The sequence below is a fragment of the Stenotrophomonas maltophilia group sp. LNF247 genome (assembly GCF_054083135.1).
Genome location: NZ_JBSRQL010000002.1, coordinates 84,736 through 105,806, shown reverse-complemented (window position 1 = coordinate 105,806; position 21,071 = coordinate 84,736). Strand labels below are relative to the sequence as shown.

General features: G+C 67.4%; 16 protein-coding genes. 14 read left to right on the top strand and 2 right to left on the bottom strand.

Going from position 1 to position 21,071, the window contains the following annotated elements; translation table 11 throughout:
- Position 1: 1 nt before the first annotated feature.
- Entirely contained in the window at positions 2-745 is a 744-nt protein-coding gene (locus ACTXG9_RS02605) for a hypothetical protein (protein ID WP_109814413.1), read from the top strand.
- Positions 746-1,447: 702 nt separating this feature from the next.
- Here the strand turns inward: ACTXG9_RS02605 and ACTXG9_RS02600 are convergent.
- Together ACTXG9_RS02600 and ACTXG9_RS02595 are read right to left on the bottom strand one after the other, a co-directional pair.
- Entirely contained in the window at positions 1,448-2,092 is a 645-nt protein-coding gene (locus ACTXG9_RS02600) for a hypothetical protein (RefSeq protein WP_021203700.1), read from the bottom strand.
- A 210-nt stretch (positions 2,093-2,302) separates the two neighbouring features.
- A complete protein-coding gene (locus tag ACTXG9_RS02595; RefSeq protein WP_109814412.1) occupies positions 2,303-4,726 on the bottom strand; it encodes a penicillin-binding protein 1A in 2,424 nt (807 codons plus the stop codon).
- Between the two features lie 219 nt (positions 4,727-4,945).
- Here ACTXG9_RS02595 and ACTXG9_RS02590 point away from each other — a divergent pair, with 219 nt between their 5' ends.
- The 13 genes from ACTXG9_RS02590 (at position 4,946) to tkt (ending at position 20,966) form a co-directional block, all read left to right on the top strand.
- The gene (locus ACTXG9_RS02590) at positions 4,946-6,004 is read left to right on the top strand and encodes a pilus assembly protein PilM (protein WP_021203698.1); all 1,059 of its coding nucleotides are present in this window, start codon (positions 4,946-4,948) and stop codon (positions 6,002-6,004) included.
- Positions 6,004-6,894, top strand: a complete 891-nt coding sequence (locus tag ACTXG9_RS02585) for a PilN domain-containing protein (protein ID WP_021203697.1) — start codon at positions 6,004-6,006, stop codon at positions 6,892-6,894. Before ACTXG9_RS02590 ends, ACTXG9_RS02585 begins: the two co-directional genes overlap by 1 nt.
- Positions 6,891-7,568 (top strand): type IV pilus inner membrane component PilO, encoded by a 678-nt coding sequence (locus ACTXG9_RS02580; protein WP_021203696.1) that lies wholly within the window; start codon positions 6,891-6,893, stop codon positions 7,566-7,568. The genes ACTXG9_RS02585 and ACTXG9_RS02580 overlap by 4 nt, the downstream gene beginning before the upstream one ends.
- Positions 7,568-8,101, top strand: coding sequence for a pilus assembly protein PilP (locus tag ACTXG9_RS02575; RefSeq protein WP_019659994.1), 534 nt, complete (start codon positions 7,568-7,570; stop codon positions 8,099-8,101). Before ACTXG9_RS02580 ends, ACTXG9_RS02575 begins: the two co-directional genes overlap by 1 nt.
- Before the next feature lie 21 nt (positions 8,102-8,122).
- Entirely contained in the window at positions 8,123-10,096 is a 1,974-nt protein-coding gene (locus ACTXG9_RS02570; RefSeq protein ID WP_021203695.1) for a type IV pilus secretin PilQ, read from the top strand.
- A gap of 202 nt (positions 10,097-10,298) precedes the next feature.
- A complete protein-coding gene (locus ACTXG9_RS02565; RefSeq protein ID WP_021203694.1) occupies positions 10,299-11,324 on the top strand; it encodes an AAA family ATPase in 1,026 nt (341 codons plus the stop codon).
- 8 nt (positions 11,325-11,332) lie between these two features.
- A complete protein-coding gene (locus ACTXG9_RS02560) occupies positions 11,333-12,262 on the top strand; it encodes a DUF58 domain-containing protein (protein ID WP_456115436.1) in 930 nt (309 codons plus the stop codon).
- On the top strand, positions 12,259-12,708 hold the full coding sequence (locus tag ACTXG9_RS02555) for a DUF4381 family protein (RefSeq protein WP_019659998.1): 450 nt from the start codon (positions 12,259-12,261) through the stop codon (positions 12,706-12,708). The genes ACTXG9_RS02560 and ACTXG9_RS02555 overlap by 4 nt, the downstream gene beginning before the upstream one ends.
- Positions 12,705-13,709 carry a vWA domain-containing protein gene (locus ACTXG9_RS02550; protein WP_021203692.1) on the top strand — a complete coding sequence of 335 codons (1,005 nt, stop codon included), beginning with the start codon at positions 12,705-12,707 and terminating at the stop codon, positions 13,707-13,709. Before ACTXG9_RS02555 ends, ACTXG9_RS02550 begins: the two co-directional genes overlap by 4 nt.
- The gene (locus ACTXG9_RS02545; protein ID WP_180833030.1) at positions 13,706-15,544 is read left to right on the top strand and encodes a VWA domain-containing protein; all 1,839 of its coding nucleotides are present in this window, start codon (positions 13,706-13,708) and stop codon (positions 15,542-15,544) included. The genes ACTXG9_RS02550 and ACTXG9_RS02545 overlap by 4 nt, the downstream gene beginning before the upstream one ends.
- Positions 15,541-17,256, top strand: coding sequence for a BatD family protein (locus ACTXG9_RS02540; protein ID WP_021203690.1), 1,716 nt, complete (start codon positions 15,541-15,543; stop codon positions 17,254-17,256). The genes ACTXG9_RS02545 and ACTXG9_RS02540 overlap by 4 nt, the downstream gene beginning before the upstream one ends.
- 57 nt (positions 17,257-17,313) lie before the next feature.
- On the top strand, positions 17,314-18,633 hold the full coding sequence (locus tag ACTXG9_RS02535; RefSeq protein WP_021203689.1) for a dicarboxylate/amino acid:cation symporter: 1,320 nt from the start codon (positions 17,314-17,316) through the stop codon (positions 18,631-18,633).
- 335 nt (positions 18,634-18,968) lie between these two features.
- Complete coding sequence (gene tkt / locus ACTXG9_RS02530; RefSeq protein ID WP_021203688.1) at positions 18,969-20,966, top strand: transketolase; 1,998 nt, start codon at positions 18,969-18,971, stop codon at positions 20,964-20,966.
- The last annotated feature ends 105 nt before the right edge of the window (positions 20,967-21,071 follow it).

The following is a 21,071-nucleotide window of genomic DNA, read 5'->3' as shown; positions in this document are numbered from 1 at the left end:
AATGTACAGATGGGTAAGTGGAATCGTCAGCTATCGCACGTTCTATATCTGGCGGGCGCGCTTTCGCTACTACACCCGGAACCTGGACCTGTGGACGCTGATGAGCGGGCTATGCATCGCCGGTCTGCTGCTGGTGCTGTGGTATCTGTGGCAGATGCTGGGCGTGCCGCCGCCGCGCGTGCGTCCTCAGGCAGCGGCGCTGCGGATCGAGGGCGTCACCAGCGAGGCGATCCATCGCATCGTGCTGGTGCGCCACGCGGGCCGCACGCCGGGTGCACCGTTCACCACGCCGGAGGAGGTAAGGGCGAGCACGTTGCGCACGATGCGGGTGCGGCAGGTGATGGACAGCGAAGTGGTGTGGCGGCTGAAAGCCGACATGCTGGCGGACATCGCCGACTACATCACCGCCACGGGTGGGTGCGTCCCGTACGACTGCCGACGGATTCGCGCTCGATTGGAGGATGTGCGCAGGGCGGGTGTTGAGAATGCGCAGATCAACACAGCACTGTTGACGATCCTGGAGGTGTCGCTGGACCAGATGCCGTCGTTGGAGGCGGTCGAGCATGAGCGGGTGAAGAGTGGGTGGTCGGATGGGTTCAACGACATCTATGACCAGATCTGGTTGCTGCGGGGCCTGCAGGTCATGCATGCACAGATGATGCGGGAGTATCCGCAGCGAGCCGCCGCGCCGTGGTTGCCGCGGTTGCTCAGCGACCCGCTGCGCGATACCCGTTTCGTCTGGTAGCGGGAGCATGATGGGCATCATCTGCCAGCGCAGGTAGCGCAGCTTTTGTAGAGTCGAGCCGTGCTCCACTGCTCTCCGGCCAGCAATCGAAATGCCTGAAGCACAGTGCGGACCAACGGTCCGCACCTACCGAACACGGGTGCAGCGCTTCTGTAGAGTCGAGCCGTGCTCGACTGCTCTCCGGCCAGCAATCGAAATGCCTGAAGCACAGTGCGGACCAACGGTCCGCACCTACCGAACACGGGTGCAACGCTTCTGTAGAGTCGAGCCGTGCTCCACTGCTCTCCGGCCAGCAATCGAAATGCCTGAAGCACAGTGCGGACCAACGGTCCGCACCTACCGAACACGGGTGCAACGCTCCTGTAGAGTCGAGCCGTGCTCGACTGCTCTCCGGCCAGCAATCGAAATGCCTGAAGCACAGTGCGGACCAACGGTCCGCACCTACCGAACACGGGTGCAGAGCTTTTGTAGAGTCGAGCCGTGCTCCACTGCTCTCCGGCCAGCAATCGAAATGCCTGAAGCACAGTGCGGACCAACGGTCCGCACCTACCGAACACGGGTGCAGAGCTTCTGTAGAGTCGAGCCGTGCTCGACTGCTCTCCGGCCAGCAATCGAAATGCCTGAAGCACGGTGCGGACCAACGGTCCGCACCCATCACTGGCAGGTACCGCTGCGCTCGCCGGCCATGGGCCGGCGCTACCGTCATCCGCCGATGTACGCGCTGATCTCCGCTTCGGCCAGCACCTGCCGCAACTGCGCCACGGACGCACGTCGCATCGGCTTCTCATCCACCGGTGACAGTGGGGCCTGGCGCAGGGCGTCGTACGGCAGCACGGCCAGGTCGAAGGTCAGCTCCTCGGCACTGAACACCCACACCGGCACGTCCAGGCAGCGTTCGCGGTCCATGCGCAGGCGGCGCGTCCGCGATTCGGCGGGAATGCCGTGCTCCTCCAGGAAGCGGTGCACGGCTTCCGGGTCGTCGCTGTGCAGGTGCAGCTGCACGGGACTGTTGGCGTCGGCGGTGCCCTCCAACACTGGGCCAGCCAGGCGCGGGGAGAAGCCGTGCAGGAACTCCAGCGCACGCATGGCAGCCTCGCGGCGGCGCTGAAGCTCGCTGCCGTGCTGGGGGCCAGCGAACAGCCGCTGGTATTCGCGCAGGGCGTCTTCGATCTCGGTGTTGCGGGGCAGGGAGGCATCGTCGTGGATGCCGAGCCGGCTGGCGGCCTTCAACTTGGCCTGGTGGTAGTCGCGGATGCCGCCTTCGGCCATCAGGCGGGCGGCTTCGTGGGCGAGGCGGTGACGCCGCTCGCGGGTCTGGCTGGCAGCATGCTGACGGGCGCGATGCATGCGATGACTCCCTGTTGCGACCTGGCTACAGAGTAGCGCACGGATGTGACATCCGCGTGGGTATTTCACGGAGGCGAGCAAGCGGGTGCCGTTGATCCTGTAGAGCCGAGCCCATGCTCGGCTGCTCTACCGCCGGCGCATGGAGCCGAGCATGGGCTCGGCTCTACAGAGGCGGTGCCAACCAACGGTTGGCACCCACCGAATGCTTCCTCAGAAGATATCGAACGCGGCGGCGTCGGCCTGCGGCGTATTGAGGTTCAGGTCGTAGTCGGTCAGGCGGTCCATGTCTTCCACCTTCACCCACTCGGTCGCGCCGTTGAGGGTGGCCTGGACCATGCCGCTGGGCGGCTCGTTCTGCGCAATCGGGGTGTCCTTCAGCGCGGTGCGCATGTAGTCGATCCAGATCGGCAGGGCGGCCTTGCCACCGTATTCGCGGTAGCCCAGCGAGCGGAAGTCGTCGCGGCCCACCCACACGGTGGTCACGTACGGGCCACCGAAGCCGGAGAACCAGGCGTCGCGGTGGTCGTTGGTGGAGCCGGTCTTGCCGCCCACGTCCTCGCGGCCGAGCACCTTGGCCTGCACGCCGGTACCGCGCTGGACCACGTCGCGCATCATCGACACCAGCTGGTAGGCGGTGCGGGCGTCGATCGCGCGCGGGGCGGTGCGGGCATCGGGGTTGACCGGCGCGGCCGGGGTCTCGGCCTTGGCTTCGGCCTTGGCCGCAGCAGCCGGGTCCACCTTCGGGGCCGGGGCGCCGAAGTTGAAGCCGTCCACCACCTGGCTGACCGGCTGGTCGCTGCTGCCGGCGCAGTCGCGGCAGGCCATCGCCGGGTTTTCCTTGAACACCAGGTTGCCGTCGCGGTCGTTCACCTGGTCGATCAGCCAAGTGTCCACGCGCGAGCCGCCGTTGGCGAACACCGCGTAGCCACGGGCCACCGACAGCGGGGTGAGCGAGGCGGTACCCAGCGACATCGACAGGTTCGGCGGCAGTTCCGATTCGGCGAAACCAAATTCGCTGATGTACTTGCGCGCGTAGTCCACGCCCATGCCATCGAGCAGACGCACCGAGACCAGGTTGCGCGACTGCACCAGCGCTTCGCGCAGGCGCATCGGGCCGCGGAAACCGCCGCCGTCGTTCTGCGGAGCCCAGGTCTTGCCGCGGCGGTCGCGGAACACGACCGGGGCGTCGAGCACGATCGAGGCCGGGTTGTAGCCCTTGTCGAAGGCCGCGGCGTAGATGAAGGGCTTGAAGCTCGAACCCGGCTGGCGGCGGGCCTGGGTGGCACGGTTGAACTTGTTGCCGGAGAAGCTGAAACCGCCAACCAGCGCCTTCAGTGCACCGCTGTGGGCATCCAGCGAGACCAGCGCGGACTGGCCGCGCGGGAGCTGATCCAGCAGCCACTCCCCTTCCTTGGCACCGGCACGCACGCGCACGATGTCACCGCGCTGCACCAGCTTGCCCGGGGTCTTGTTGGTCCACTTGGCGGCACCGGCCGGCAGCACGATCTCGGTCCGGTTGGCCAGCACCACGGTGGCGCTGCCATCGGCACCGGTGCTGGCAACGATGGCCGGCAGCAGGCCGGCCTGGCCGTACAGGCCACGCAGGTGCTCGGCCAGGGCGGCGGCGTCTTCGCCGGCACCCACCTGCACCTGCTTCTCCACGCCGTGCCAGCCGTGGCGGTGGTCGTAGAGCAGCAGGCCATCACGGACGGCCAGGTTGGCGGCGGTCTGCAGGGTGGAGTCGATGGTGGTGGTGACGTGGTAACCCTTGTTGACCACATCGCCGCCGAAGCGGGCGATCATCTCCTGGCGCACCAGCTCGGCCACGTAGGGCGCGTCGACCTGCACCGGCGGCTCATGCGCGGTGGCGTGCATCGGCACGGCCTTGGCCGCGTCGGCTTCGGCCTGGCTGACGAACTTCAGGTCGGCCATGCGCTGCAGCACATAGTTGTCACGACGCTGGCGGGCGCGCTCCGGGTTGGAGATCGGGTTGCCCGAGGACGGGAACTTGGGGATGCCGGCCAGCGAGGCCATCTCGTCCAGGTCCAGCTCGTTGAGCTTCTTGCCGTAGTAGAACTCGGCGGCGGCGGCCACGCCGTAGGCGCGGTTGCCGAAGAAACTCTTGTTCAGGTACAGCTCGAAGATCTCGTCCTTGCTCAGTTCGGACTCGATCTTCCGCGCCAGCAGGATCTCGGCCAGCTTGCGGGTATAGCTGTACTCGGAGCTGAGGAAGAACTGGCGGGCCACCTGCTGGGTGATGGTGGAACCACCGGGCACGCGCTTGTCGTTGGTGGTGGCCAGCAGCCAGACCGCGCGGCCGATGCCCTTGTAGTCCACACCGCCATGCTCGTAGAAGCGGGCGTCCTCGGTTGCCAGGAAGGCCTGCTTCAGCTTCTCCGGCACGTCCTTCATGGTGATCGGGGTACGCCGGGTCTCGCCGAACACCGCCATCAGCTTGCCGTCGGCGGCATAGACGTACATCGGCTCCTGCATTTCCACGTCGCGCAGGGTCTGCACGTCGGGAAGCTTGGAGGACACGGCGTAGTACAGACCGCCCACGGCGGCCGCGCCGATCAGCGCCAGGACCAGGACAATCAGGAAGATCCAGCGCAGCCAGCGGCGGAGTCGAGTCATCGGGTTCAGATTCCGATTGCGAATTTCGTGGTCGCAGAGTATAGATTACGCAAGGTGGCGGCTGGGGTCGGCACCGGGGAGCGCAAGGGGAACAGTCAGGGGCTGCATCGTGAATCCGTGAGGAACTTCACAGCAGGGCCGTTGCCATTTGCTAAGAATACGTTATTAATGCTCGGGCGCAGGTCTTGCGTCCAAGTGCCCGTCGGCAGGGGAGAAACCGTGGGGCTCATCCCAAAAAGTCAGTCGCCGCTTGTAGGCGTCGACATCAGTTCGACTGCGGTAAAGCTTTTGCAGCTGTCCCGCAGTGGCAACCGTTTTCGCGTGGAACATTACGCTGTGGAACCTCTTCCGCCGAATGCGGTGGTGGAAAAGAACATCGTCGAAGTGGAGGCCGTAGGTGAGGCCATCCGCCGCGCGATGAACCGCTCGGGGAGCAAGGCCAAGCTGGCCGCTGCCGCCGTTGCCGGTTCGGCGGTGATCACCAAGGTGATCCCGATGCCGGCCGAGCTCGACGAGAACGACATGGAAGCCCAGATCGAGCTGGAAGCGGTCAACTACATTCCGTACCCGATCGAGGAAGTGAACCTGGACTTCGAGGTGATCGGGGCGATCCCGAACAACCCGGAGATGGTCCAGGTGCTGCTGGCCGCGTCGCGTTCGGAGAACGTGGAACTGCGCCAGTCGGCCCTGGAACTGGGGGGGCTGCAGGCCAAGGTGATGGACGTGGAGGCCTTCGCGGTCGAGAACGCCTACGCCCTGGTCGCCAGCGAGCTGCCGGTGTCCATCGACGGCGTGGTCGCGCTGGTGGACATCGGCGCCACCATGACCACCCTCAACGTTCTGCGCGGCGGCCGCAGCCTGTACAGCCGCGAACAGGTGTTCGGTGGCAAGCAGCTGACCGACGAGATCATGCGCCGTTACGGCCTGAGCTACGAGGAGGCCGGCCTGGCCAAGCGCCAGGGTGGGCTGCCGGAAAGCTACGAGATGGAAGTGCTGGAGCCGTTCAAGGAAGCCACGGTCCAGCAGATCAGCCGCCTGCTGCAGTTCTTCTACGCAGGCAGCGAGTTCAACCGCGTCGATCACATCGTGCTGGCCGGCGGCTGCGCCGTGCTCGGTGGCCTGCCGGAAATGGTCGAGGAACAGCTGGGCGTGCCGACCGTGGTCGCCAACCCGCTGGCGCAGATGACCCTGGGGCCGAAGGTGAACGCACATGTGCTGGCCCAGGATGCCCCCGCGCTGATGATCGCCACCGGTCTGGCGCTGAGGAGCTTCGACTGATGGCACGCATCAATCTATTGCCCTGGCGCGCCGAGCGGCGCAAGCAACGCCAGCGCGAGTTCTACGCAATGCTGGGCATGGCCGCGATCGGTGGCCTGCTGCTGTCGCTGGTGATCTGGTTCTATTACGACCGCCAGGTGAGCGGCCAGATGGACCGCAACGCCTATCTGGAAGCCGAGATCGAGAAGGTCAAGGAACAGAACAAGGAGATCGACCGCCTTGACGCGCAGAAGGAACGCCTGCTGGCCCGCAAGAAGGTCATTGAGGAACTGCAGGCCAAGCGCTCGCAGATGGTGCACCTGTTCGATGCGCTGGTGCGCACGATTCCCGATGGCCTGGTGCTGACCGCGCTGAAGCAGGAAGGCGACGTGCTGACCCTGGAAGGGCGCACCCAGTCCAACGCCCGTGTTTCGGCGTACATGCGCAACCTGGAAACGTCCGGCTGGATGACCAACCCGGAACTGTCGATCATCGAAGCGCGTGACCCCGAGAAGGACAAGGACGGCAAGACCGGCCCGGTTGCGGACATCAAGGCGCTGCCCTACGTGTTCGTGGTCAAGGTGAAGCTGCCGGCGCAGAGTGAGGAAGTGGCCGCTACGCCAGGCCTCAACGCCGATGGTTCGGTGGCAACGCCGGCGCCGCCCGCAGTGGCCCCGCTTGCCGCCGGCCCGGATGCAGCGGCGCCCGCCGCGCCGGCCGCAGGCCAGCCCGCTGCTGCTCCGGCTGCACCCGCCCCCGCCGCCGCTCCGGCCAACGCACCTGCTGCCACCCCGGCCGCGCCGAACCCGCCGGCAGCCCCGGCTGCCAAGCCTGCGCCGAAGCCCGAGGGCAGCCGCCTGGCGCAGCCGCCGCAGGCCTTCAACGCCCCGCTGCAGGGGGATCGCGCATGAGCCAGAAAATCGATCTGAAGAACCTGGATTTCAACGACATCGGCAACTGGCCGCAGAAGGCCAAGATCGTCTTCTGCTCGCTGTTGGCGCTGGTGATCATGTTCGTTGCGTGGATGCTGCTGATCAGTGGCAAGCGCGAGGAACTGGCCGGCCTGGAATCGAAGGAAGTCGACCTGCGTGCCGAGTTCACCAAGCAGCAGGAACGCGCGGTGAACCTGGCGCCGCTGAAGCAGCAGCTGGCACAGATGGAACAGGTGCTGCAGCAGATGCTGCGGCAGCTGCCCAGCAAGACCGAAATGCCGGACCTGATCATCGACATTTCGCAGACCGCGTTGTCCAGCGGCCTGACCAACGAGCTGTTCGAGCCGGAGCAGGAGCAGGTCAAGGAGTTCTACGCCGAAAAGCCGATCAAGCTGCGCATGGTGGGCAGTTACCATCAGTTCGGTGCGTTCGTCAGCGGCGTGGCCTCGCTGCCGCGGGTGGTGATCCTGACCATGCACGACATCAACCTCAAGCCCAAGGACAAGGCCAGCGGCAACGCCCGCAGCGGTGCGCTGGAGCTGTCCGGCACGGTCAAGACCTATCGCTATCTGGATGAGACGGAAGTGCAGGCGCAGCAGGCTGTCGCCGATGCCGAAGCGAAAAAGAAGAACGGCAAGGGGGGCAAGAAGTGATGCGCACGTACATCGCACGCAGTGCAGTGGCGTTGGCGGTCCTGTTGCTGGCCGCCTGTGGCCGCGGCGTGACCAGCACGCCGGGTGATGCGCCGAATCTTGAAAAGTGGGTGGAAGGCGAGCGTGCACGACCGGCGCAGCCGCTGGAGCCGCTGCCGGTGATGCAGCAGTTCGAAACCTTCGAATACTCCGCACAGGGCCTGCGCGATCCGTTCACCGATGCCTGGACCAATCCGCAGCAGGGGAATGGCGGATTGCGTCCGGATCCGAACCGGCGCAAGGAGCCGTTGGAAGGCTTCCCGCTGGATGCACTGGACATGGTCGGTACCATCGGCACCGGCGCCGCTACCGTGGCGCTGGTGATGGGGCCGGACAAGGTGACCTACCGGGTACGCCCGGGTGGGTACCTGGGGCAGAGCGACGGGCGGGTCACGGCGGTCTTCGAAGACCACGTGGAGCTGATCGAACTGGTGCCGGATGGCGCGGGCGGCTGGCTGGAACGGCCGGCAACGCTCTCGCTTGAAGATCAATGATCGTTTACTGGGGATAGCACGATGACCTTTCACCAAGCCAAGGGGCTGCGTCCCATCCGGCGCTCTACCTTGAACCGTGTCAGCGCGTTGGGAGTCGCGCTGATGCTGGCCTGCGCTCCGGCGCTGGCCGCCGCACCGGCCGAGAAGCCGGTGGGCGCCACCGTGGCACCGGCGGCAGCGCCGGCGGGCCTGTCGGTGGCCAAGATCGATTTCAAGCGCGGCGATGATGGCGCCGGGCGCCTGATCGTCCAGTTCGACGGCCAGGGCGCGGTCCCGGACCTGCGGACGCAGGGCAACAGCGTGGTGGTCGATGTCGGTAACGCCCGGCTGCCGGCCAACCTGCAGAAGCCGATGAACGTCACCGACTTCGCCACGCCGGTGCAGCGCATCGACGCCAAGCCGTCCGGTGCCGGTACCCAGCTGGTGCTCAGTACCGGTGGCGCGGTGGAGTCGCTGGCCTACCAGAGCGGCAACGAGTACGTGGTGGAGATCAGCCCGCGGCAGGCGCCCGCCGCGGTGGGCGCGGTCACCGCCGGCAGCGTCACCCAGGCCGCCAAGGCGGTGGGGCAGCGTGGCTTCACCGGCAAGCCGGTGACCTTCAACTTCCAGGACGTGCCGGTGCGCACCGTGCTGCAGTTGATCGCCGAAGAATCCAATCTCAACGTGGTGGCGTCCGATTCGGTACAGGGCAATGTGACCCTGCGCCTGGTCAACGTGCCGTGGGACCAGGCGCTGGACATCGTGCTGCGCGCCAAGGGCCTGGACAAGCGTCGCGATGGCAGCGTGATCTGGGTCGCTCCGCAGGCTGAGCTGGCCAAGTTCGAGCAGGAGAAGGAAGACGCGCGCATCGCCATCGAGAACCGCGAAGACCTGGTCACCGATTACGTCCAGATCAACTACCACAGCGCCACGCAGATCTTCAAAGCGCTGACCGATGCCAAGGGCATCGGCGGCGGTGGTGGCGGCGGCAATGGCGGTGGCGGCGGTTCGTCGCAGGAAGACAGTGGTTTCCTGTCCTCGCGCGGCCGTATCGTGGCCGACGAGCGCACCAACACGCTGATGATCAGCGACATCCCGAAGAAGATCGCGCGCATGCGTGAGCTGATCGGCGTGATCGACCGTCCGGTTGACCAGGTGCTGATCGAAAGCCGTATCGTCATCGCTACCGATACCTTCGCCCGCGAGCTGGGTGCGAAGTTCGGCATCAGCGGCAGCCGCGACAACGTGTACTTCAGCGGCAGCCTGGATGCCAATGCCGAAACCCGCAAGTCGCAGGTCGATACGGCGCAGGCCAACGCCAAGGCGATTCGCGAGTGGCAGGCCGGCGGCAGCGTCGGCCCGGCGCCGATTCCCAGCGGCCCGACCATCAAGCGCGGCCTGAACTGGAACCTGCCGGTGGCCGCAGCCAACAACCCTGGCTCGCTGGCGCTGTCGATCCTCAACGCAGGCTACCTGCTGGACGTGGAGCTGTCGGCCATGCAGGAAGAGTCGCGAGGCGAGGTGATCTCCAACCCGCGCGTGGTTACCACCAACCAGCGCGAGGCGATGATCAAGCAAGGCAAGGAAATCGGCTACGTCACCATCAGCGGCACCGGTGCTGCCGGTGGCGCCGGCTCCACCCCGAACGTGCAGTTCAAGGAAGTGGTGCTGGAACTGCGGGTGACCCCGACCATCACCAACGACAACCGCGTGTTCCTCAACATGCAGGTGAAGAAGGATGAGGTCGACCGCCTGATCGAACTGCAGGGCTACGGCACGGTGCCGTCGATCAACCGCCGCGAGGTCAACACCGCGGTACTGGTCGAGGATGGGCAGACCGTGGTCATCGGTGGCGTGTACGAGTTCACCGACCGCAGCAGCATCAGCAAAGTGCCGTTCCTGGGCGACGTGCCGTTCCTGGGCAACCTGTTCAAGAAGCGCGGCCGCAACAAGGACAAGGCCGAGCTGCTGGTGTTCGTCACGCCGAAGGTGCTGCGCGTGGCCAAGCAGAACTGAGCCCGCGCCACCCGCGCAACGCAGAAGGGCCGCCATGCGCGGCCCTTCTGCGTTTCCACCCGTAGATCCACGCCATGCGTGGATAGCCCAGTAGATCCACGCCATGCGTGGATGGGCCGTTCAGCCGTTCTTGATGCCAATCGCAGGGCACCCTGCGATGATGTCGGGAACCCGTGCCGTCCCGCGCCGGTCAAAGGCCCCCATGAACCTGCCACCGCCGATGCCCGAAACCGTCTCGCCGCCGCCCGCGCCGGCCGCCTCCCGCCTGCATGGCGCCTTCACCCAGCTGCGCGATGCCCTGTCGGCCGAGATCGTCGGCCAGGCGGCACTGGTCGAACGCCTGCTGATCGCGCTGCTGGCCGATGGCCACCTGTTGGTGGAAGGCGCTCCGGGCCTGGCCAAGACCACGGCGATCCGTGCGCTGGCCTCGCGCCTGGAGGCGGATTTCGCCCGCGTGCAGTTCACCCCGGACCTGTTGCCGGCCGACCTGACCGGCACCGAGATCTGGCGCCCGCAGGAGGGCCGCTTCGAATTCGTACCCGGCCCGATCTTCCACCCGATCCTGCTGGCCGATGAAATCAACCGCGCGCCGGCCAAGGTGCAGTCGGCGCTGCTGGAAGCGATGGGCGAGCGCCAGGTCACCGTTGGCCGCCACACCTACGCGCTGCCGCCGCTGTTCCTGGTGATGGCCACGCAGAACCCGATCGAGCAGGAAGGCACCTTCCCGCTGCCCGAAGCACAGCTGGACCGGTTCCTGATGCATGTACGCATCGGCTACCCGGACCAGGCCGCCGAATCGGAGATCCTTCGGCTGGCCCGCGACCGCGCCCGTGGCGCGCTGGGCGAAGCCGCACCGGCGGCGGAAAAGCTGCCGATGCAGGATGTGTTCGATGCCCGCCGCGAAGTGCTGGACCTGCACATGGCGCCGGCGCTGGAACGCTACCTGATCGAGCTGGTGCTGGCCTCGCGTGATCCGTCGCGCTATGACGCTGGCCTGGGCCGCCGCATTGCCTGGGGCGCCAGCCCGCGCGGTTCCATCGCACTGGAACGCTGCGCGCGTGCGCGCGCCTGGCTGGCCGGCCGCGATTTCGTCACCCCTGATGATGTGCGTGCGGTCGCTGCTGACGTGTTGCGCCATCGCGTGCTGCCCAGCTACGAAGCTACTGCCGAAGGCTGGGATGGCGAACGCCTGGTGCAGGAGCTGCTGGCCCGGGTGCCGGCACCCTGAGCCTGCGCATGGCCGATCCATCCCTGCACCACGCCTCTTCCGTCAGCGACGGTGACGGGCTGCACCCGCAGCTGGCCGAACTGGTAGCGCTGCGCCGCCTTGCACAGCGACCGCCGCCGCGTTGCCGTGGCCGCGCCGGCAACGCGGGGCAGGCGCCGTCGCCGCTGCGTGGGCGTGGCATGGAGTATGCCGAGTCACGCGAGTACGTGGCCGGTGATGATGCGCGCCATATCGACTGGCGGGTGACCGCACGCACCGGTCGTGCCCACACCAAACTGTTCCAGGCCGAACGCGAGCGGGTCAGCCTGATCGTGGCCGATACGTCGCCGGCGCTGTACTTCGGCACCCGCGTGCGCTTCAAATCGGTGCAGGCCGCACGTGCCGGTGCTGTCGCCGCGTGGTCGGCACAGCGTCGTGGTGATCGCATCGGCGCCCTGCGTGGCAGCGACCGTGAACCACCGATCGCACCGGCAGGTGGCCCGCGCGGCGTGCTGCGCGTGCTGGATGCGCTCACCCGGTGGTATGCGCAGCCACCGGCCGATGACCTTGGCCTGGAGCGCGCGCTGGACCATGCCGGTCGCGTCCTGCGCCCGGGTGCACGCGTGCTGGTGCTGGCCGACCCGCAGCAGGCCATCCGTATTCCGCCTGCGCGCTGGAGTGCGCTGGCCCAGCACCATGACCTCAGCCTGGTGCTGCTGGTCGATCCATTGGAACTGCAGCCTCCATCGGCTGCGCTGCAGTTCCAGACCCTGCAGCAGCGCATCGGCCTGGACCTGCGGCGCAGCGAGGTGCAGGCGCATTGGCAGGCCCACTTCGTCGAACCATTGCAGGAACTGCGGCGCCAGCTGGGGGCGCGCCGTGTCGATGTGCAGGTGCTGTCCACCGATGCGCCCAGCGATGCCTGGCTGGCACCATCGCCCACCGAGGTGCCGGCATGAGTGCCAACCTGCCGCTGCGCGACGTCCAAGTGCCACCGCCTCCGTCGTGGTGGCCACCGGCACCGGGCTATCTGATGATCGGCGGTGGGGTGCTGCTGTTGCTGGCGGCGATGGCCTTCGTGTGGTGGCAGCGCCGCCGACGCTGCCAACGCTGGTTGCAGCTGTTCGATCAGGAGCTGGCAACCACCGCCGATGCGGCTGCAGAACTGGCGGCGATTGCAGGACTGCTGCGTCGCGCCGCGCGCCAGGCACAGCCCGGCAGTGAATCCCTGCGCGATGATGCCTGGTGGCAGCGCGTGGATCCGGAAGGCACGCTGCCCGCGGCGCGTCGCAGCCTGCTGGCCGAAGGTGCCTATCGCCCACGCGTGGACGCCAACGATGTGGCGGCGCTGCGCAGCTGGGCGCGCGAGCGCTATCTGGCCATGCTGCTGGAGCGGCGCCGATGAACCTGCTGGCAAGTTACTGGCCATGGCCGGACCTGCAGCTGGCATGGCCGCTGGCCCTGCTGGCGCTGCCGTTGCCGTTGCTGGTGCACTGGTGGAAGCGTCGTGCCGATCCCGGCGCAGCACTGCGTGTGCCCTATGCGGCGACGGAACTGGAAGCGCTGGCCGGTGGCGGCCGCGTTGATGTGTCGTGGCTGCGCACGCTGCTGTTGTGGCTGGGCTGGTGCGCGCTGTGCGTCGCACTGGCACGCCCGCAACAGCTGGGCGAAGCAGTCACCCCGCCGCAGCAGGGCCGGCAGATGATGCTGGCGATGGACGTGTCCGGCAGCATGGGCGAGGGCGACATGGTGCTGGGTGGACAGGCGGTGGATCGCCTGACCGCAGCCAAGGCCGTGTTGGCCGATTTCCTCGATCGTCGTGCCGGCGACCGCATCGGCCTGCTGATCTTCGGCGACCGCGCCTACACGCTTACGCCGCTGACGGCCGATCTGGCCAGCGTGCGCGACCAGCTGCGCGACAGCGTGGTTGGCCTGGCGGGTCGCGAGACGGCCATCGGTGATGCCATCGGCCTGGCGGTGAAGCGCCTGCGCAGCCAACCCGAAGGCCAGCGCGTATTGATCCTGCTGACCGACGGCGTCAGCAACGCCGGCGTGCTGGAACCGCTGCGCGCGGCGGAGGTGGCCCGCGCCGAGGGCGTGCGCATCCACACCGTCGCATTTGGTGGCGATGGCAGCATGCGCCTGTTCGGTATTCCCATCTCCGCCGATCAGGACCCGGTCGACGAGGCCACGTTGAAGAAGATTGCCAGCATGACCGGTGGCCAGTTCTTCCGCGCGCGTGACACCGCGCAGCTGGCCGGGATCTACGCTGAACTGGACCGGCTGGAGCCGATCGCCGCGAAGGGGCCGAGCCTGCGCCCGCGCGAAGAACGTTATGCCTGGCCATTGGGGGTGGCGTTGCTGCTGGGCGTGCTGGCGTGGCTGTGGCCGGAGCGTCGCCGATGATCGCGCTTGCTTCGAATCTTCCCGATTGGAATGCGCTGCACTTCCTGCGCCCGGAATGGCTGTGGGCCTTGCTGGCTTTGCCGGTCATTCTTGCACTGGCGCTGTACCGGCAGCGGCGCAGCGATGTGTGGCGAACAGCGGTGGATGCCCACCTGTTGCCGCATCTGCTGGCCGCGGGCACGCGCCGCCGCGTACGCCTGCCCTGGGCCGTGCTGCTGGGCTGGACGCTGGCCTCGCTGGCCATGGCCGGGCCGAGCTGGCGCCAGCAGGCACAGCCGATGTTCCAGGCCAGCGCACCGCTGCTGGTCGTGCTGGATCTGTCCAGCCGGATCAATGCCACCGACCTGCCGCCGTCGCGCCTGCTGCAGGCCCGGGCGAAAGTGGGTGAGCTGCTGCGTGCCCGCCAGGGCGGACAGGTGGGCCTGGTGGTCTACGCCGAGGATGCCTACACCGTGGCGCCACTGACCGACGACGGCAGCAACGTTGCGCTGTATCTGGACGCGTTGTCGCCGGATGTGATGCCACGCGACGGCCAGCGTGCCGACCGCGGTATCGACTGGGCGACGCGGTTGATGCGCCAGATCGGGGCATTGCGGGGGCAGATCCTGCTGGTCAGCGATCAGGCGGATGATGAAGCGGCACTGGCCGCCGCGCAGGCGCGCAGCCTGGGCCTGCAGGTGTCGGTACTGGGCCTGGGCACCCCCGCCGGGGCGGCGTACCGGGATGGCAGTGGGCAGATCCGCCAGGCTGCGCTGGACGAAGGCAGCCTGCGTGCCGTGGCCACCGCGGGAGGTGGCCGCTATGCCCGCATCGCCGCCGATGCCAGTGATCTGCGCGCACTGGGTGTACTGGATGCACGCGAAGGTACTGCGGCGCAGCGGCCCGGGGAGGGCAAGCAATGGCGTGATGAAGGGTTCTGGCTGCTGCCACCGGTGATGCTGCTGGCGCTGCTGGCCTTCCGCCGCCGCGCGCTGCTGGTGGCAGTGCTGGCGGTGGGTCTGCTGCCATGGATGAGCGACGTGCAGGCGCAGGCGCCTGCCGCGCCCGCCGCACCGCCAGCGCAGGGCACGCTGTGGAAACGCGCCGACCAGGTGCAGCACCAGCGCTTGGCCGAAGGTGCGCAGGCGTACCGCAATGGCGATTTCGCCAGTGCCCGCAAGCAGTTCGAGGGCATCGACAGCGATGCGGGCTGGTACAACCTGGCCAATGCACTGGCCCGCCAAGGCCACTACGACGAAGCCATTGCCGCCTACGACCGCGCGCTGGCACTGCATCCCGGCATGGCCGATGCGGTCGCCAACCGCGCCGTGGTCGATGCCGCGCGCAAGCGCAAGCAGTCCGGTGGCAAAGGCCAGGATCAGCAGAAGCCACCGCAGAACGGGCAGCAGAAGCCACCGCAGAACGGCCAGGGGCAGCAGAATCCGCAGGGCCAGCAGCCGCAGCAGGGCCAGCAGGATCCTGGCCAGGGCCAGCCGCAACCGGGCCAGCAGGGGCAGCCCAAGCCCGGTGACGACAAGAACCCGTCGAGCCCGCAGCCCGGCGAGCGCGGCCGCGATGGACAGCAGGCGCCACCACAGGTGGAGGATGCCAAGGCACAGGCCCGGGCCGATGAGCAGCAGCGCCAGCGCATGCAGCGGGCAATGCAGCAGGCACGTGAGGGCAAGGGCGAGCAGGACGGCAAGCCGGTGCCCGGAAGCGACGGCAGCACTGCGCGCCAGCGCGAGGAGCAACAGGCGGTGGAGGCGTGGATGCGACGCGTGCCGGATGATCCGGGTGCATTGCTGCGGGCCAAGTTCCAGCTGGAAAACGAACGCAGGAAGAGGGAGGGGCGATGACGCGGGCGATCAACATGCACAGGCACTGGCTCCGACAGGTACTGGCGGCGTTGCTGCTGTGGCTGCCGCTGCTGGCCTGGGCGCAGCCGCGCGCGTGGCTGGACCGCGACCGCATCGCGTTGGGTGACACGGTCATGCTCAATGTCGAGAGCGACCAGGGCGCGCCGGACTTCACGTCGTTGCGTACCGACTTCAATCTCAGCGGCCAGACCAGCAGCCGTCAGGTGGAGTGGAGCAATGGCAGCATGCAGCAGCGCACTCTGTATGGCGTGGCACTCACGCCGCGGCGTAGCGGTGCGCTGGTGGTGCCGGGCCTGCAGGTGGGCAGCGTACGTACTGCGCCGTTGACCCTGCAGGTGGATGCCGCTGCCGTGGCCGGCCCCGACAGCAACGCAGTGGCCTTCATCGAAACCGTCGTCGATGACGAGACGCCGTATGTGCAGCAGAGCGTAGGCGTGGTGGTGCGGTTGTATTTCGCTTCGCAGCTGGCCTCCGGCGAACTGGTGCTGGATACCCCGGCCGGTGCGTCGTTGCAGCGGGTGGGCGATGACCGCACCGATGTGCGGCAGGTCAATGGCCGCCGCTACAACGTGGTCGAGCGGCGCTTCCTGCTGATTCCTGAGCGCAGCGGTGCACTTCGGCTGGCCGGTGCGCGTTTCAGTGGGCGCAGTGCCGGTGGCTTCTTCGACGATTTCTTTGGCGGCGGCGACGGGCGGATGAATGCCACCGGCGCCGACCGCACGTTGCAGGTTCAGGCACAGCCGGCACAGGCGCCGCAGCCGTGGCTGCCGCTGCAGGGCCTGCAGCTGCGCTACACCAGTGCACCGACCAGCGCACGTACCGGTGAGGCGGCCAACGTGGTGGTCGAGGCGATTGCCGACGGTGCCACCCGCGCGCAGTTCACCGACCTGCCGGTGCCCGACGTCGGCAGCGCCGCACAGGTGTTCGCCGAACCGGCGCAGTACGAAGAGACCTTCAACGGCAGCACGCCGCGCCTGAAGATCACCCGCCGTTATTCGATCGTGCCGCGCCAGCCGGGTTCGCTGGTGGTGCCGGGGCCGCGCCTGCCGTGGTGGGATGTTCGTGCGGGCAAGCCACAGGAAGCGAAGCTGCCGGACCTGACACTCGCCGTCGCAGCCGGTAATGGCGGTGGCAGTGCTTCACCTGCGCCGCTGCCGCCGATCGACACAGATGCTGCGCTGCCGGGGGGCGATGGCCAGGACAGCCGTATCGCGGCCACCGATCCGCGCGCCAGCGGCCTGGCCGAGCGTCCGTGGCCATGGATGGGCGCCGCTATCGGCCTGGCGCTGCTGTGGCTGCTGACCCTGCTGTGGGGCTGGCAGCGTGGCCGTCGCCCGCGCGTGGCGCCGCCTGAGGCGGGCAGGGGGGCTGTGCCGGCTGTGGCGACTGGACGTGCCGGCCTGGCCGAACTGCGCCGCGCGCTGGATGGCGAAGGCTTCGATCAGGTAGAAGCTCAGCTATGCGCGATGGCCGGCGTTGAACGCATCGAGCAGGTCATCGCCCGGTTGGATGACCCGGCCCAGCGCCAGGTGCTGCAGGACCTGCAACAGGCCCGCTGGGGCGGGCAGGGTGATCTGGCGCCGCTGCGCACGCGCCTGCGCGGGGTCTTCCGTGACGGACCGCACTGGTCGGCGGCGGCGATCACCGCTGACACTGGCCTGGCGCCGCTGTATCCGCCGCGGCGAACCTGAACCGGCGCCGCTTGCGCGCTTTGTTAGAGTGCATTCATTTTTCGAGGAAACCCGCGCATGACAGCAGCTGCTGCCGACAAGAAGAAGTTGCCCCTGCATTGGAAGATGGGCATCGGCTTTGCGATCGGCCTGATCCTGGGATTGATCGTGCACGCCCTGGGCGGCAGCGTCGAAGGTCTGCAGGCCGGTGCCAAGTGGGTAATGGACTACGTCACCACCCCGGCTTCGGGCCTGTTCCTCAACCTGATCTTCATGCTGATCGTGCCGCTGATCTTCTCGGCGCTGATCATGGGCGTGTCGGAGATGGGCGACATCCGCGCCCTTGGCCGCATCGGCTGGAAGACCCTGGCCTATACCGTGCTGTTGTCCGGCATTGCCGTGGGCATCGGCCTGGTGCTGGTCAACCTGCTCAAGCCGGGCGCCGGCGTCGATCCGCAGGTCGCCGCCATGATGCTTTCGGAGAACGCCGAGCGCAGCAAGGAAATCGTTGCCGGCATCCATGGCACGCCGAAGGGCATGGACATGCTGTTGTCGATCGTGCCGAGCAACGTGCTGCAGGCCGCGTCCGACAACGGCGCGATCCTGTCGCTGATGTTCTTCGCGCTGATGTTCGGCATCGGCATGGTGTTGACCGACGACGAGAAGGTCGCCCCGCTGCGCCGTGCCATCGAAGGCGTGTTTGAAATCTCGATGACCCTGATCAACCTGGTCATCCGCCTGGCCCCGTACGCGGTGGCCTGCTTCATGTTCAACCTGGCCGCACTGTTCGGCTTCGAGCTGATCATCCGCCTCGGTGCCTACGTGGGCGTGGTGGTGCTGGCACTGGGCCTGCACATGATCGTGACCTACGGCACCGCCGTGTGGCTGTCCGGCCGCTCGCCGCTGTCGTTCTTCCGCGATACCCAGGAAGCGACGGTGATGGCGTTCTCCACCGCCTCCAGCAACGCCACCCTGCCGACCGCGCTGCGCGTGGCCGACCAGATGGGCCTGCCGCAGCGCGTGTCGCGCTTCGTGCTGACCGTGGGCGCCACCGCCAACCAGAACGGCACTGCGCTGTTCGAGGGCGTGACGGTGATCTTCCTGGCCCAGTTCTTCGGCGTGGACCTGAGCATCGGCCAGCAGATCATGGTGATGGCGGTCTGCATCCTCGGTGGCATCGGTACGGCCGGCGTGCCCTCGGGCTCGCTGCCGGTGGTGGCGATGATCTGCGCCATGGTGGGCGTGAACCCGCTGGGCATCGGCCTGATCCTGGGCGTGAACCACTTCCTGGACATGTGCCGTACCGCACTGAACGTGACCGGCGACCTGGCCCTGACCACCCTGGTGGCCAAGGGCGAAGGCCACGATGGCCCGGCGCTGGGCCCGCAGCAGGACTGAGTCCGGATTCCCGCCCCCGGACTCCGGGGGCAGTAGTGCCGGCCGCTGGCCGGGTACGCGTCATCGCATGCGCGCTGCCGCTCCCACGTTTCGCGATGCGAATCGTAGGCCCCCCTTACCGGCCTCCACACCCCCGCGCCTAGGGCGCAGCCCCCGGACTCCGGGGGCGGTAGTGCCGGCCGCTGGCCGGCAACTTCATGATCTTCATTGAATTCTGCGCACTTGGCGGCCAGCGGCCGGCACGACCGGACAAGGTGAACCGACCCCCCGCCCGGCGACTATGGGACAATAGGCCGCCCGCACGTCCGCGGCCGCCTCCCGATTCCGACAGAACCATGACGCAGCCTACCCGTCGCCAGTTGGCCAACGCCATCCGCTTCCTTGCCGCCGATGCGGTTGAAACCGCAAAGTCCGGCCACCCCGGCATGCCCATGGGCATGGCCGACATCGCCGAAGTCCTCTGGAACGACTACCTCCGCCATAACCCGAGCAACCCGCACTGGTTCAACCGCGACCGTTTCGTGCTGTCCAACGGCCATGGTTCGATGCTGCAGTACGCGCTGCTGCACCTGAGCGGTTACGACCTGCCGATCGAGCAGCTGAAGCTGTTCCGCCAGCTGGGCAGCCACACCGCCGGCCACCCGGAGCGCCATGAGACCCCGGGCGTGGAAACCACCACCGGCCCGCTGGGCCAGGGTTTCGCCAACGCCGTGGGCTTCGCCCTGGCCGAGAAGCTGCTGGCACAGCGCTTCAACCGACCGGAGCTGGAAGTGGTCGACCACCGCACCTGGGTGTTCATGGGCGATGGCTGCCTGATGGAAGGCGTATCGCATGAAGCGGCGTCGCTGGCCGGTACCTGGGGCCTGCACAAGCTGGTCTGCTTCTGGGACAACAACCACATCTCCATCGACGGCAACGTCGAGGGCTGGTTCACCGACAACACCCCGGAGCGTTTCGAAGCCTATGGCTGGAACGTGGTCCGTGACGTCGATGGCCACGACCCGGAAAGCATCAAGGCCGGCATCGAGGCCGCGCTGTCGCAGAGCGACAAGCCGACCCTGATCTGCTGCCGCACCACCATTGGTTTTGGTTCGCCGAACAAGGCGGGCAAGGAATCCAGCCACGGCGCACCGCTGGGCAAGGACGAACTGGAAGCCACCCGCAAGCAGCTGGGGTGGGAGTACGGTCCGTTCGAGATCCCGCAGGCGATCTACGACGGCTGGCGCGCCAATGGCGCCGGTACCCTGCGCCAGGCCGAGTGGGAACAGCTGTTCGACAAGTACGCCAGCCAGTACCCGGGCGAGGCCGCCGAACTGACCCGTCGTTCGCACGGCGAACTGCCGGCCGACTTCGTTGCCAAGGCCGATGCCTACATCGCCCAGGTGGCGGCTGAAGGCCCGACGATCGCCTCGCGCAAGGCCTCGCAGCTGGCCATTGAAGCCTATGCTCCGCTGCTGCCGGAAATCGTCGGCGGCTCGGCCGACCTGGCGCACTCCAACCTGACCCTGTGGAAGGGCAGCAAGTCCGTTGCCAGCGACGACGCCAACGCCAACTACGTGTACTACGGCGTGCGCGAGTTCGGCATGACCGCCATTGCCAATGGCCTGGCCCTGCACGGTGGCTTCATTCCGTTCGACGCCACCTTCCTGGTGTTCAGCGACTACGCTCGCAACGGCGTGCGCATGAGCGCGCTGATCCCGGCCCACGCCATCCACGTCTATACCCACGACTCGATCGGCCTGGGCGAAGACGGCCCGACCCACCAGCCGGTGGAGCACCTGGCTTCGCTGCGCTACATCCCGAACAACGACGTGTGGCGTCCGTGCGATGCGGTCGAGTCGGCGGTGAGCTGGAAGGCCGCGATCACCCGCCAGGACGGCCCGAGCTGCCTGGTGTTCAGCCGCCAGAACCTGCCGCACCAGCCGCGCAGCGCCGAGCAGATCGCCCAGATCGAGCGCGGCGGTTATGTGCTGGCCGATGCTGCCGGTACCCCGGACGTGATCCTGATCGCCACGGGCTCGGAAGTCTCGCTGGCCACCGAAGCCAAGGCCCAGCTGGACGCGGCCGGTATCAAGACCCGCGTGGTCTCGATGCCGTCCACCGACGTGTTCCTGCGCCAGGATGCGGCCTACCGTGAATCGGTGCTGCCGAATGCCGTTCGCAAGCGCGTGGCCGTGGAAGCCGGCGTGACCGGTTTCTGGCGCCAGTTCGTCGGCCTGGACGGTGCTGTGGTCGGTATCGACACCTTCGGTGCCTCGGCGCCGGCCGACCAGCTGTACAAGCACTTCGGCATCACCACCGCCCACGTGGTGGAAGCGGCCAAGGCGCTGTAAGCAGCATCGCAGCGTGATGAAGGAAAGGCCGGCGCACGCCGGCCTTTCTCGTTTTCCTGGGTAGATCCACGCCATGCGTGGACGAGAAAAGGGGACGGCGTGTTC